This is a genomic window from Flavobacterium sp., assembly GCF_021151785.1.
Classification (GTDB): Bacteria; Bacteroidota; Bacteroidia; order Flavobacteriales; family Flavobacteriaceae; genus Flavobacterium.
The window spans coordinates 1-14,741 of record NZ_JAGKWP010000063.1 but is presented as its reverse complement, the minus strand read 5'-3'; the positions used below and the strand labels follow the sequence as shown (position 1 = coordinate 14,741).

The following is a 14,741-nucleotide window of genomic DNA, read 5'->3' as shown; positions in this document are numbered from 1 at the left end:
ATAAAAAACACCTCAAAAAAATTAAATTTTTGAAGTGTTGATGTTATTTGTGTTAAAAAACTAATTAATCATTAAGTTTTAAAACTGCCATAAATGCTTCTTGAGGGATTTCTACATTACCAACTTGACGCATACGTTTTTTACCTTTTTTCTGTTTCTCTAATAATTTTCGCTTACGAGAAATATCACCACCGTAACATTTAGCTGTTACATCTTTTCTTAATGCTTTGATCGTTTCACGAGCAATAATTTTTGCTCCGATTGAGGCCTGAATGGGAATTTCAAACTGTTGACGAGGAATTAATTCTTTCAATTTCTCACACATTTTCTTTCCAATATTATATGCGTTATCTGCGTGAATTAATGCTGATAATGCATCTAATTGATTCGCATTTAACAAGATGTCCATTTTTACTAATTTTGATTCGCGCATACCAATTGGATGGTAATCAAAAGAGGCGTAACCTTTAGAAACTGTTTTTAAACGATCATAGAAATCAAATACAATTTCTGCTAAAGGCATATCAAAATTCAACTCAACACGTTCAGGTGTTAAATACGTTTGATTTGTAATTTGACCACGCTTTTCAATACATAAACTCATTACATTACCAACAAAATCGGACTTGGTAATAATCGTTGCTTTTATATATGGTTCTTCTACTCGATCTAATTTAGTAGCATCTGGTAAATCACTTGGGTTATTTACAATGATAGGTGTATCAGGTTCTTTTTTTGTATAAGCCAAGTAAGATACGTTGGGAACAGTAGTAATTACTGTCATGTTAAATTCTCGTTCTAGACGCTCTTGAATAATTTCCATGTGTAACATCCCTAAGAACCCACATCGGAAACCAAATCCTAAAGCAGCCGAACTTTCTGCAGCAAATACCAATGAAGCATCATTTAACTGCAATTTTTCCATTGAAGCTCTTAATTCTTCATAGTCTTCCGTGTCTACTGGATAAATACCTGCAAATACCATTGGCTTCACATCTTCAAATCCAGAAACCATGTTTTTTGTAGGGTTTACTGCATCTGTAATTGTATCTCCTACTTTTACTTCTTTGGCTTCTTTAATTCCTGAAATTAAATAACCCACATCTCCAGTTGAAACAACACTTTTGGGTACTTGGTTTAATTTTAATGTCCCTACTTCATCCGCATAGTATTCTTTACCAGTAGCCATAAATTTAATTTTCTGACCTTTTTTAATTTCACCGTTTACCACACGGAAAATTACCTCAATTCCTCGGAAAGGATTATAATGTGAGTCAAAAATTAAGGCTTGTAGCGGCTCTTCTTTTTCACCTTTTGGAGCGGGTATTTTTTCTACAATTGCTTCTAAAATCTTATCTACACCAAAACCAGTTTTTCCTGAAGCATGAATAATATCCTCTAAATCACATCCTAATAAATCAATAATATCATCGCTTACTTCTTCAGGATTTGCAGAAGGTAAATCTACTTTATTCAACACCGGAATGATTTCTAAATCATTTTCTAATGCCAAATATAAATTTGAAATCGTTTGTGCTTGAATACTCTGTGCCGCATCTACAATCAACAAAGCACCTTCACAAGCTGCAATAGAACGCGATACTTCATAAGAGAAGTCTACATGTCCTGGAGTGTCAATTAAATTTAGAATATATTGTTCTCCTTTATAGGTATACTCCATTTGGATAGCATGACTTTTGATGGTAATCCCACGTTCACGCTCCAAGTCCATATTATCTAATAATTGTGCTTTTTCTTCACGAGCTGTAACGGTTTGTGTAGCCCCCAAAAGACGGTCGGCTAATGTACTTTTCCCGTGATCAATATGTGCAATAATGCAAAAATTTCTAATGTGTTTCATGTTCAATTTCAACTTCAAAATTCAAACTCAATTTTTGAAATTCATTCTTTCAAACTTAAAAATTTCAAATACTTTGAGTTACATTCTTTTCTAATCTGCAAATATAGTCGAAATTAGTGAGTTTTTGAAAATAAAATTTTGTTCTAAAAGTCATCAATTCAGTAGCTCTAAAGATTTCAAATTAAAACTCAAACTTTAATTGCACCACAACATTTTTCTTTTGACTGGTATTTAAGTTGTTCAAAGAAATCCCCAATAACCGAACAGAATCTTTTAAGCGATCTTGGTAAAGTAGTTCTTTTGCAGTTTCTAAAATCAGACTTTTATCAGCAATGAAATAAGGCAAGGTTTTACTGCGAGTTTGTTGTGTAAAATCAGAATACTTGATTTTTAGTGTTATGGTTTTTCCTGAAATTTTATACTTCTTGATTCGTCGTTCAATCTCGGAAGCAATATTTTCCAAACGCTCTTCCATGTATATTTCTGACGATAAGTTTTCATTAAAAGTGCGTTCAGCTCCAATAGATTTCATTTGTCTGTTTGGTTTCACCTGACTGTAACTAATTCCTCTTGACAAATTATAAAAAGATTGCCCACTATTACCAAAATGATGTTCTAAATATTCTAGCGATTTACTTTTTAAATCCAAACCCGTGTATATTCCTAATTGATACATTTTTTCAGCAGTAACTTTTCCTATACCATAAAATTTCTTCACATCTAACACTTCAATAAAGGCTTCTACCTCATCTGGATTTACTGTTTTTTGTCCGTTTGGTTTGTTATAATCACTAGCAATTTTAGCCACAAATTTATTAACGGAAATACCAGCAGAAGCTGTTAAACCTGTTTTGTCAAAAATCTTTTGTCTAATTTCCTTAGCAATTAATGTAGCACTAGGGTTTCCTTTCTTGTTCTCTGTTACATCTAGATAAGCCTCGTCAAGCGATAAGGGTTCAACTAAATCTGTATATTCTAAAAAAACAGCTCGAATTTGCTTTGAAATTTCTTTGTAACGATCAAATCGCGGACGAACAAAAATCAATTCTGGACACAAACGAGCAGCTTGGACACCACTCATCGCGCTTTTTACTCCAAATTTTCGTGCTTCATAACTAGCCGCGCTAACCACACCTCTTACTTCACTACCCCCAACAGCAATAGGTTTACCTTTTAGTTCGGGATGATCCAACTGTTCAACAGATGCATAAAAAGCATCCATGTCAATGTGAATTATTTTTCGAATGGGTAGCACTTCCATAATCCACAAATTTCTAAAAAATGTAATATAAAATCTGATTTTTTTTAATTTTTTCCGTTATTTTGATTTTTAGATTCTACATTTATGCAAGAAATAGAACGTAAATTTTTAATTACATCTACCGCTTTCAAGCAAGAAGCAACCGTGTCACAAAAAATAGTTCAAGGCTATTTAAACAGTCACCCTGAAAGAACCGTTAGGGTTCGAATTAAAAATGAAAAAGGATATATTACGATAAAAGGTAAAGGTGATAAAACTGGAACCACTCGTTTTGAATGGGAAAAAGAAATTTCACTTGAAGAAGCCCAAGCACTAATTCAACTTTGTGAATTGGGTGTTATTGATAAAACACGTTATTTAATTCCTAAAGGAAACCATATGTTTGAAGTAGATGTTTTTGAAGGAGAAAATAAAGGACTGATTTTAGCAGAGATAGAACTTTCAAAGGTTAATGACGTATTTGAAAAACCAGATTGGTTAGGTTTGGAAGTGACCAATGATGAAAGATATTACAATGCATATTTAAGCAAAAAGCCTTTTACGAGTTGGTAAAAGGCTTTTTACTTATTTTTTTACAATCTCTAAATCTACTTCTATATGTCCACCATAAGCATTTGGAGCAATCATCATAAATGCTTTTCGAGTTAAATCGATATGTTTTGTTTTTGAAAACGGACCTCTATCTGTAACCGTTACATATACTGATTTTTTTGTTTTTACACTCGTTACTTTAAGTTTTGTCCCAAAAGGTAGTTTTCTGTGGGCACAAGTCATTCCATTATTATTAAATTTTATGCCACTTGCTGTTCTTCTTCCATTAAACCTATTAGCATAATAAGAAGCGTGTGCTCCCTTATGGTACATTTCTAATTTTTCAATTTTCAATGTATCCTTCTTAATGGTGTCTACAATCTTAACAGCGGGTTTTTGCTGATTAGGATCTACTTTAATCTTATCTTTTTGATAAAAAAAGAGTAAAATCAAAGGAAGAAAGTATATCCATTTTTTCATAAGCTATTGTTTTGGGAAAGCACTGCTTCCAAGTTAAACAGAACAAGTTTTTGCAAAAACTATACCACTATTTGGCTAGCCATAAACTCCATGGAATTCTTGACAATAATAACACCAAACCTATGGCATACAAATAAGCAATTTTTTTAAACTTCCCATTGCTACTATCTTCTTTCTTGTGTTTAGACCAACCGATTGTTATTAAAACAATAGCAATAATATTTACTAATGGATGCTCTACTGCTGTTAATCGCATAGCTGAATTTGACATTTGGCTCATTGCCTCTTTTCCTAATGGAGAAGTAAACCAAAGAATCAATCCAACCACTAGTTGAACATGAGAAAAAATAAGTGCAATCAAAGCAAAACTTCTGTCTTTCTTTTCAAAATTTCTTTTAGCCGACAAACCTAAAAATGAATTAATAATAGCAATTACTAATGCTGCTAAAACAACATAAGCTAAGGTAGAGTGAATACTTTGTAACATAGTTTAATTTTTTAGTGAAAAACAAACTTACACAATTTTATCTAAATTTCAGTCATTAGTAACTAATTTAGATTTGCCTTGTCACACGTTTTCATGAACAAAAGTATATATTTTATTAGGGGTTACACAATAATGAAGCTGTTGATCAAATTCAAAAACATCTTCAATTTTCGGTTCTGCCTCAAAAAAAGAAAGCCCAACTTTTAATGTTCCTGGTTTAGATGCAGCTAAAAATAAATCATAAAACCCTTTTCCATACCCCACTCTATTTCCGTTGGTATCAAATGCTAATAACGGAACAAAAATTACATCAATTTTTGACACTGGAACTTCTAATCCGTCTACAGGCTCAGGAATATGATATTCATTTTTTCTAATTTTAGTAGCATCTGTTAATAAATAATGCGTCATTTTCCGGGTATTAAAATCAGATCTTGAAACCACAATTTCTTTATCTTTTCCAGCTAAAATTTGCAAAACATATTCGGTATTAATTTCCTTTTGCTCTACAATTGATAAAAACAAATGATAATACGTTTTATCCCAAATTGGTAAACTAAGTAATTGATTAGCTATTTGTAAACTCAATTCTTCTATTTCCTCTTCTCTTAATTGTTCTCTTAATTGTTTATATTTTAATCGTAGGGTTTTCTTATTCATGTTTAGACGCTTTTAATTCGTCTATAAAATTAGTCAAATGTTCAACTTCAACGTGATCCATCAGCACAATTTTGTACCATTTATTATTTTCATTATGTTCTTGTGGCACTAAGGTATATTTATGAGCTAATTCATCAGGAATGAAAGAGGCTTTAATTGTCACAATATTCATATACGGACAACTGTAATATTCTATTCCTAATGCATCCAATTCTTTTCGTAAAAATTGTGTTCGCATCATTAAAATGCTAATTTTTTCATACCAAGCATATGGCCCGTAGGTGAACAATATCATCCAAACTGCTACAGCATTAGCACCAGATCGACTTCCACAAAGCGTAACATCCATGCCTTCAACATACGCTGCTTCTTGCGTTAATACATTTTCAATTAGTCCTTTTCGGCAAATAAAAACACCTGTCCCATAGGGCGCCTGTAGCATTTTATGCGCATCTATGGTAATCGAACTAATTTTTGGGTTTTCAAAATTAATGGTAGATGCTGGGTTACTAAACGGATATACAAATCCGCCATAAGCTCCATCAATATGTAATCTATATGTTAATTCATGTTTTTCTAAAACTGTAATATAGTCTTCAGGATTATCCACCGAACCAAACATAGTTGTTCCCATGTTAGAAACTGCAATAAAATAACGTACACCTCTTTTATTGGCTTCCATCACTAGATGTTCTAATTGAACTTTATCAATGGCTCTAGTATTGAAATCAACAGGAATGCTAATCCATTCAATTTGTAATAAATTGGACGCTTTAGCAATAGAATAATGTGTGTCTTCAGTTGCTAAAATAGCTATTTGATTTAATTTAGCCTGAAACTTATTAAAGAAGTAATTTCTAAAAACCCAAATAGCTTGAATATTTGCTTCAGTTCCTCCTGGAGCTATATAACCATCATAGTCGTTAGGCTTTGATTTAAAAACATCAACAGCAAGAACATTTAAAACTTCACGTTCAATTTCTTGAGTACCACTAAAAGCACCTTCAGAAGTTCCTAGTGTGTGACACCCAATATTATTAGGATTAGCAACATAGGTTCTAATAGTAGGTGCATCTCTTAAAAAAGGGGCTTCCTCATAAAACACTTTACTATCTAATCGAGAAGCTGGGTATCCGAGTGAAGCGTCTGTGGCAAAATTTACATTCTGTTGAAGCACTTCATCTATACGTTGTTGTCGTTGTGCGGGAGTTAACTTTTTCCAATACTGCATACCTATTAATTTTCAGCAAATCTATCGGTACGAGTTGAAAAAAAACATGATATTTGTTAGGTAAAAAAGATTGATTTATTCCAATTCTTTAGAAATGTGAAAAATAGCATCTCCTTGATAAACAATTGGAGCATCATTAACATTAATTAAGTAACCATTGTGTGGTGCTTTAACTTTGTGTTCAACTTTTCCAAAAGGATCTGAAATAGTCGCTAATAACTCTCCCTTTTTTACATGAGTACCCACTGCTTTTAGCCCATGGAACATACCCGAAAAATTCGCTCTAATCCAGTCTGATTTTTTGATATAAATTGTTGTATGAGCTTCCCTTGGTTTATGTTTGGAACCCAACATTTTTAAGTACTTTAAAAATCGTTTTGCCCCCTCTATTGCTTCTAAAGTTACATTTGCATTCATATCTAAAGATTTTCCTCCTTCAAACAGTAGCATTTTTGTACCCATATGATCACATGAGGTTCTAAATGAACCAGAAATATGATTAGAATACAAAGTAAAAGGCGCACCAAAAACATCAGATAGCTGTTTCAATTCCTCATTGTTAGGAACAATTCTTAATTGTGGCGCATTAAACCGTTGGGCTCCACCTGCATGAAAATCAATAGCATAATCCACATGCGGAATTATTTCTTGTAGAATATAATGTGCAAAACGACTGGCTAATGAACCTGTTTTACTACCAGGAAAAACTCGATTTAAGTCACGTCCATCAGGAAATTCTCGGGTTTGATTTACAAAACCAAAAATGTTAATAATAGGCATACAAATTATGGTTCCTCGTTTAGGTTTATTAATTTTTTGCACGATAAGTTGTCTTACGATTTCGGTGCCATTAATTTCATCGCCGTGTAAACCTGCACTAAACAATACGGTTGGCCCATCTAATTTGCTCCTTTCTACAATAATGGGTATTTGCAAATCTGTCATGGTATGCAATTTAGCAATCTGCATATGAATTGTTTTGCTTTCCCCAGGAAGAATCGTTTCATTGAAAATCGTTATTTCTTTGTGCATAGTAACGAGGTCTTTTTTGCGAATGTAATCATTTTTTAAAAACCATTCCTTTTTGTTACTTTTGTTATCCTATTTTGTGTTAACCAAACATAAAAATAGTTGATGAAAGAATGACTCCTTTAGAACTTCAAATTCAAACCTTACCAGACAGCCCCGGCGTTTATCAATACTATGATAAAGAAGGAAAAATTCTTTATGTAGGGAAAGCTAAAAATTTAAAAAAAAGAGTTCAGTCTTATTTTTCAAAAAACCATGATAACTATAAAACAGCTGTCTTAGTAAAAAAAATAGTAAGTATTAAACATATCGTTGTTCCTACAGAAACGGATGCATTATTGTTAGAAAACAATTTAATCAAAAAACTCCAGCCTAGGTACAATGTATTACTTAAAGACGATAAAACCTACCCTTGGATTTGCATCAAAAGAGAACCTTTTTCAAGGGTGTTTCCTACGCGAAAAATGGTAAAAGATGGTTCAGAATATTATGGCCCTTATACTAGTTTCAAAACTGTAAATACCTTATTAGAATTGATTAAAGAATTGTATCCTTTACGAACCTGCTCTTATGATTTATCTCATGGAAATATTGTTTCTGAAAAATACAAAGTATGCTTGGAATACCACATAGGTAATTGTAAAGGTCCTTGTGAAGGTTATGAAACTTTAGAAAATTACCAAAATCAAATTCAGGCTATTCGAGAAATTTTAAAGGGAAATTTCAAAGAGAGTTTAAAGGACTTTAAAAAATTAATGAGCAATTTAGCTTCTGATATGCGTTTTGAAGAAGCACAAAAAATAAAAGAAAAAATTGAGGTATTAGAAAATTACCAAGCTAAATCAACCATTTTAAACCCAAAAATTACTAATGTTGATGTTTTTTCAATTGTTTCTGACGAAAGTATGGCTTTTGTTAATTTCTTGCAAATTTCACATGGCGCTATCATTCGTTCACATACACTAGAATTAAAGAAAAAGTTAGATGAAACCGACGAAGAATTATTAGAACTAGCCATTATAGAAATACGTGAACGTTTTTATTTAACATCTAAAGAAATTATTGTTCCTTTTGAAATAGATCTCGGCGAAAACATCAAAGTTACGGTACCCAAGCTAGGAGATAAAAAAGAAATTCTGAATTTATCCGAACGCAATGCAAAACATTATCGTCTTGATCAACTGAAACAGATTAAAATTGTAGATCCAGACCGACATACTAATCGTATAATGGCTCAAATGAAGAAAGATTTACGATTATCCGTTGAGCCAAGACACATTGAATGTTTTGACAATTCTAACATACAGGGAACTAATCCTGTTTCTGCTTGTGTAGTTTTTAAAGATGGAAAACCTAGCAAAAAAGATTACCGCCATTTCAATATAAAAACCGTGGAAGGACCTAATGATTTTGCTTCCATGGAAGAGGTTGTGTATAGAAGATACAAAAGATTATTAGAAGAAAACCAGCCTCTACCACAACTAATTATCATTGATGGTGGTAAAGGTCAATTATCTTCTGCTCTAAAAAGTTTAGAAGATCTAGGCTTGAGAGGTAAAATTGCGATTATAGGTATAGCTAAACGTTTAGAAGAATTATTTTATCCAGATGACCCCATTCCGCTATACTTAGATAAAAAATCTGAAACCCTTAAAACAATTCAACATCTTCGAAATGAAGCCCATCGCTTTGGAATTACCCATCATCGTGATAAAAGAAGTAAATCGGCTTTACAAACAAGCATGGAGACCATTCCTGGAATTGGAGAAAAGACCATGATTACATTGATTAAACACTTCAAAAGTGTAAAAAGAATCAAAGAAGCTAGCGAAAAAGAAATTTCTGAAGTAATTGGACTTTCAAAAGCGAAAAAAATTTCCGACTTTTACAAAGAAATTAGTACTAATTCAAGTGAATAAAAAAAAATACTTTTATCCCATTTTTAATGCAAAACGACAAAAAACCTTTTTCGTTTGGTGTTTTCTATTACTTACACTTCCTCTAATCACAATAGGGCAAACAACTAATTCAGTTCCTAATCCACCTGGTCCTAAAATCGGACTAGTATTGAGTGGCGGTGGAGCTAAAGGATTAGCACATATTGGTGTTTTAAAAGTAATTGACTCATTGGGCATTAAAATAGATTACATAGGAGGCACTAGTATGGGTGCTATCATAGGTGGATTATATGCCTCTGGTTACAATGCAAAACAACTCGATTCAATTTTTACAACACTTGATGCAGATGCATTAATTCAAGATTATGTCCCAAGAGGTTCAAAATCTTTTTTTGAAAAAAGAAATGATGAGTTGTATGCAATTACCTTACCATTTAAGAAATTAAAATTGGAAACACCAAACGCCTTGTCAAAGGGAATGTATAATTATAATTTACTTTCTAAACTAACCTTTCATGTGAGGCATTTACGTGATTTCAATCGGTTACCTATCCCTTTTTTCTGTATGGCAACCGACATTGAAACAGGAGAAGAAATAATATTAAATAAAGGAATTTTAGCTCAAGCAATGGTTGCTAGTGGATCAATTCCTTCTTTATTTAACCCGATTGAAATAGAGGGTAGAATGTTAGTTGATGGTGGAGTAAAAAACAATTATCCTGTTGAAAACTTGAAAGCAATGGGAGCAGATATCATCATAGGTGTAGATGTTCAAGATGGACTAAAAAAGAAAGATGAACTGAAAGGCGTTTCAACAATTTTATTACAAATATCCAATTTTGGAACATTAGAAAAAATGCCTGAAAAAATTAAAAAAACAGACATTTACATAAAACCCAACATAACTGGATTTACTGTTTTATCATTTGACGAAGGAAAAACAATAATAAAAAATGGCGAAAATGCTGCTATCAAAGAATTATATAGATTAATCAACTTAAAAGATGATGTGTATCAAAAACCTAATTTAAGGGTAAAATCTGACACAATAGCCGTTACAAATATCAATTTTAATGTAACTAAAAACTATACTCGTTCATATCTTTTAGGAAAATTAAAAATCAAACCTAAATCAAAAGTTACTTACAAAAATCTAATAGATGGAATTCAAAACTTAAACTCAACTCAAAACTTTAGTGCTATCAAATATGCTTTTGAAAACAACAATTTAAATATAGACTTAAAAGAAAACAATGTTAACACTTTTTTAAAATTTGGGATTCGATATGATGATTTTCTTAAAAGTGCCGCGTTGATTAATATTACACAGAAAAAAATTATTTCTAAAAATGATTTGCTGTCATTAGATATTATTTTAGGTGATAATTTTAGATATGATTTGAATTATTTAATTGATAATGGATTTTATTGGAGTTTTGGAATAAATTCAAGTTTTATAACTTTTAATAGAAATGTGTCTACTGAATTAAGCACGTCTTTATTTAATAATATTAATTTAAAAACTATTAATCTAGACTATAGCTCTTTTAATAATCAAGCCTTCATACAAACCTTGTTTTCTAAAAGATTTACTATTGGGGGAGGAATTGAATGGCAGCATTTAAAAATTAAGACAGATAATTTAGCAAATGATATAGGTAAATTAGAAGACAGTGATTATCTATCTTTTTTTGGAAGTGTAACACACGACAGTTTCAATAAAAAATATTTTCCAACAAAAGGATGGTATCTCAAAGGAAACTTTAAAACTTATGTTTTTTCAACAGATTATACTAATAGTTTCGATAGATTCTCAATTGGTAAAATGGATATAGGAATAGTTGCAAGTCCAATAAAAAAATGGAGTGTATTAATACAAGCCGAAACAGGTTTTAAAATAGGAAGAAGTACAACCCCTTTTTTTGATTTTATTCTTGGAGGAACTACCGTTAGGGAAGTGAATAATTTTAGACCTTTTTATGGGTATAATTATTTAACAATATTAGGAAATAGCTTTATCAAGGCCAGTACCACTATTGATTATGAATTTTACAAAAAGAATCACTTTAACCTCTCTTACAATGCTGCCAATGTGGGAAGTTTTATTTTTGATGCCACAAAAAAATGGATTGACAAACCTAGTTTTACAGGCTTTGCTTTAGGCTATGGATTAGATTCTATTGTTGGTCCGATTGAATTAAAATACAGCTGGTCACCTGAATCAAAAAATAGTTATTTCTGGGTAAATGTTGGGTTTATTTTTTAATAAATACAAAAAATAAAGAATTAAATTAAAAAATCATATATTTGAGACCTTAAACTATTAACTATAACTATGTCAATTTGGAGAGTAAAACCTGTTTCTGCTTTTGAAGCAGACATGAAAAAAAGTCAATTAAAGAGGGTTCTTGGTAAATGGAGCCTTACTGCTATTGGTGTAGGAGCAATTATTGGTGGAGGAATTTTCGTTCTTACGGGAACTGGAGCTTACTATCATGCTGGCCCTGCATTAGCTGTTTCATTTATAATTGCAGGTATTGCCTGTGTTTTTGCCGCTTTGTGTTATTCAGAATTCGCTTCAATTTTACCTGTTGAAGGTTCTGCTTATGCTTATGCTTACGGAACGATTGGTGAAATTTTCGCTTGGATCATTGGTTGGGGATTAATTCTAGAATATGCCATGGGATCCATGACAGTAGCCGTTTCTTGGTCTGGATATTTCAACAAACTCCTTAAGTTATTTGGCCTCAAACTACCCGAATGGTTAACAACAGATCCTGCGAGCTACACAGGTGAAGGATTTTCAATGAATCTTCCTGCTTTTTTAATAGTTCTTTTTGTAATTTCTATCCTTATTAAAGGAACTAGTAGCGCAGCTAAAGCAAATAACTTTATTGTAATATTAAAAGTTTCTGCCGTATTATTCGTTATCATTGCTGGTGCTTTCTTTATCAATGCTGAAAATTGGGATCCTTTTATTCCTGCAGCGACTCAAATTGTAGAAAAAGAGACTACTCATAATGCCTATGGAGTAGCGGGAATAATATCGGGAGCAGCAGCTATTTTCTTTGCTTACGTAGGTTTTGATGCTGTATCTACTCAGGCTGGCGAAGCTGTTAACCCAAAAAAGGATGTTCCTTTTGCTATTATTGCTTCATTATTAATCTGTACAATATTATACATCTTAGTATCATTAGTATTAACAGGAATGATGAATTATCAAGATTTTAATCCCCTTGGAAAATATCCAGAAGCAATTAAAGCACCTGTTGCTTATGCTTTTGATATTGCAGGTCAAGGTTGGGCTGGATTTATAATCACTATTGCTGCTACTATTGGATTAATTTCCGTTTTAATGGTTATGATTATGGGGCAATCTAGAATTTTCTTAGGTATGTCTAAAGATGGTTTAATCCCATCTGTTTTCTCTAAAATTAACCCTATTTCTGGTACACCTCAAACGAACTTAATGATATTAGGAGGGTTTATAGCTATTGTAGCAGCCTTCACACCAATTAGTAAATTAGCCGACATGACTAGTTTTGGTACTCTGTTTGCCTTTACTATGGTTTGTATAGCTGTTTGGATTTTACGCGTAAAACAACCTCAATTAACCAGAACCTTTAAAGTTCCAGCTTTACCTGTTATCGCCATTTCAGGGATTTTAATCAATACTTACCTTATGATTAACTTAAGTGTAGAAGCACAAATGCTTTCATTAGGTTGGTTGGTGATTGGTATTATAGTTTATTTCCTGTATGGAAAACGAAATTCTAAATTAGAAAATCAAGAATAAAAATTTAAGCCACTTTTTTAGTGGCTTTTTTTATTTTTTTACGATATTTGTTGTAATAAATCATTTTATGCGACCTATTTTTAAAGATTTATTAGCTCACTTAAAATTCCTCATCAAGAGAAATCCTGAATGAGTGAATTAATGTGCCAATTAGACAATTCGTCAATTTGTTAATATTTTATTTTCGGCACTTTTATTGGCATTTGACACATTATTAATTTACACATTAAAATTATGCCTATTTATCATAAACTAGGGAAAATACCTCATAAACGCCACATTCAATTTAGAAAAGAAAATGGTGATTTATACTATGAGCAATTATTTGGCACTATTGGTTTCGACGGAATGTCAACCAACATGTATCATGAACACAGACCTACACAAGTTAAGGAGATAAAAAAACAATATAGTGTAGCACCTAAAATTGCAAAAGCAAACAATATTCAATCTTACAGATTAAGAGGATTTCAAGTAGATCCTCAAGATGATTTTCTAGAAAGTAGAAAAATCGTTTTGACAAATTCAGATTGTCATATTGTACTTGCTGCTCCAAGAAAATCAACCACTGATTATTTTTATAAAAACACCGATTCTGACGAAGTCATCTTCATTCACAAAGGAACAGGAAAATTAAGAACCATGTTAGGAAATCTAGATTTCAAATACGGAGATTATCTAGTAATTCCTCGTGGAATGATTTATAAAATAGATTTTGACACAGAAGATAATCGATTATTTATCGTTGAATCCAGAAGACCTGTTTATACTCCAAAACAATATAGAAATTGGTTTGGTCAATTATTAGAACATTCTCCTTTCTGTGAAAGAGACATTCGCAGACCTGAAGAATTAGAAACGTATGATGAAAAAGGAGAATTCTTAATTAAAATTAAGAAAAAAGATGAAATTTTTGACTTAGTTTATGCTACACACCCATTTGATGTTGTAGGCTACGACGGATTCAATTATCCTTATGCCTTTTCAATACATGATTTTGAACCAATAACAGGAAGAATTCATTTACCTCCTCCTATTCATCAAACATTTGAAACCGATGCTTTTGTAATCTGTTCATTTGTTCCAAGACTATATGACTATCACCCACAATCAATTCCTGCTCCATACAATCATAGTAACATAGATGCAGATGAAGTGTTGTACTACGTAGATGGTGATTTTATGAGTAGAAACGATATTGAAGCTGGTCATATTTCATTACATCCAGCAGGCATACCTCACGGTCCACACCCTGGAGCAGTAGAAAGAAGTATTGGGAAAACAGAAACTCAAGAATTAGCCGTTATGGTTGATACTTTTAAACCTTTAATGGTTACAGAAGAAGCAATGAAAATTGCAGATGAAAAATACTATCAATCTTGGTTAGAATAAACATTCTATTCCAAAGAATATGTTCAATAAAAACATTAATTAATTTAATTTGAAAAAAGATTAATTTTTCAAAATTTTTAAATTCAAAATTTATCATGAGTAACGAAATAAAATC

12 protein-coding genes are annotated in these 14,741 nt (G+C 31.9%); 5 read left to right on the top strand and 7 right to left on the bottom strand.

Going from position 1 to position 14,741, the window contains the following annotated elements; genetic code table 11:
* Positions 1-64 precede the first annotated feature (64 nt).
* Both lepA and dinB read right to left on the bottom strand, forming a co-directional pair.
* Positions 65-1,861, bottom strand: coding sequence for a translation elongation factor 4 (gene lepA / locus QZ824_RS07740; protein ID WP_291275450.1), 1,797 nt, complete (start codon positions 1,859-1,861; stop codon positions 65-67).
* Positions 1,862-2,042: 181 nt separating this feature from the next.
* On the bottom strand, positions 2,043-3,122 hold the full coding sequence (dinB, locus tag QZ824_RS07735; RefSeq protein ID WP_291275449.1) for a DNA polymerase IV: 1,080 nt from the start codon (positions 3,120-3,122) through the stop codon (positions 2,043-2,045).
* An 84-nt stretch (positions 3,123-3,206) separates the two neighbouring features.
* On the opposite strand from dinB, the gene QZ824_RS07730 reads away from it, so the two are divergent.
* The gene (locus QZ824_RS07730) at positions 3,207-3,674 is read left to right on the top strand and encodes a CYTH domain-containing protein (RefSeq protein WP_291275448.1); all 468 of its coding nucleotides are present in this window, start codon (positions 3,207-3,209) and stop codon (positions 3,672-3,674) included.
* 12 nt (positions 3,675-3,686) lie between these two features.
* Here QZ824_RS07730 and QZ824_RS07725 read toward each other — a convergent pair whose 3' ends face one another.
* The 5 genes from QZ824_RS07725 to QZ824_RS07705 form a co-directional block, all read right to left on the bottom strand.
* Positions 3,687-4,133 carry a septal ring lytic transglycosylase RlpA family protein gene (locus QZ824_RS07725; protein WP_291275447.1) on the bottom strand — a complete coding sequence of 149 codons (447 nt, stop codon included), beginning with the start codon at positions 4,131-4,133 and terminating at the stop codon, positions 3,687-3,689.
* 67 nt (positions 4,134-4,200) lie between these two features.
* Positions 4,201-4,620 (bottom strand): hypothetical protein, encoded by a 420-nt coding sequence (locus tag QZ824_RS07720; protein WP_291275446.1) that lies wholly within the window; start codon positions 4,618-4,620, stop codon positions 4,201-4,203.
* Between the two features lie 81 nt (positions 4,621-4,701).
* Entirely contained in the window at positions 4,702-5,280 is a 579-nt protein-coding gene (locus tag QZ824_RS07715; RefSeq protein ID WP_291275445.1) for a 5-formyltetrahydrofolate cyclo-ligase, read from the bottom strand.
* Positions 5,273-6,511 (bottom strand): pyridoxal-dependent decarboxylase, encoded by a 1,239-nt coding sequence (locus QZ824_RS07710; RefSeq protein ID WP_291275444.1) that lies wholly within the window; start codon positions 6,509-6,511, stop codon positions 5,273-5,275. Before QZ824_RS07710 ends, QZ824_RS07715 begins: the two co-directional genes overlap by 8 nt.
* Before the next feature lie 75 nt (positions 6,512-6,586).
* Positions 6,587-7,543, bottom strand: coding sequence for a succinylglutamate desuccinylase/aspartoacylase family protein (locus QZ824_RS07705; protein WP_291275443.1), 957 nt, complete (start codon positions 7,541-7,543; stop codon positions 6,587-6,589).
* Between the two features lie 110 nt (positions 7,544-7,653).
* Between QZ824_RS07705 and uvrC the strand changes: the two genes are divergently transcribed.
* The 4 genes from uvrC to QZ824_RS07685 all read left to right on the top strand — a co-directional run bounded on the left by uvrC (position 7,654) and on the right by QZ824_RS07685 (position 14,626).
* On the top strand, positions 7,654-9,459 hold the full coding sequence (uvrC, locus tag QZ824_RS07700) for an excinuclease ABC subunit UvrC (protein WP_291275442.1): 1,806 nt from the start codon (positions 7,654-7,656) through the stop codon (positions 9,457-9,459).
* Entirely contained in the window at positions 9,452-11,704 is a 2,253-nt protein-coding gene (locus QZ824_RS07695; protein WP_291275441.1) for a patatin-like phospholipase family protein, read from the top strand. Before uvrC ends, QZ824_RS07695 begins: the two co-directional genes overlap by 8 nt.
* Before the next feature lie 69 nt (positions 11,705-11,773).
* Positions 11,774-13,234 carry an amino acid permease gene (locus tag QZ824_RS07690; RefSeq protein WP_291275440.1) on the top strand — a complete coding sequence of 487 codons (1,461 nt, stop codon included), beginning with the start codon at positions 11,774-11,776 and terminating at the stop codon, positions 13,232-13,234.
* 234 nt (positions 13,235-13,468) lie between these two features.
* Complete coding sequence (locus QZ824_RS07685; protein ID WP_291275439.1) at positions 13,469-14,626, top strand: homogentisate 1,2-dioxygenase; 1,158 nt, start codon at positions 13,469-13,471, stop codon at positions 14,624-14,626.
* The last annotated feature ends 115 nt before the right edge of the window (positions 14,627-14,741 follow it).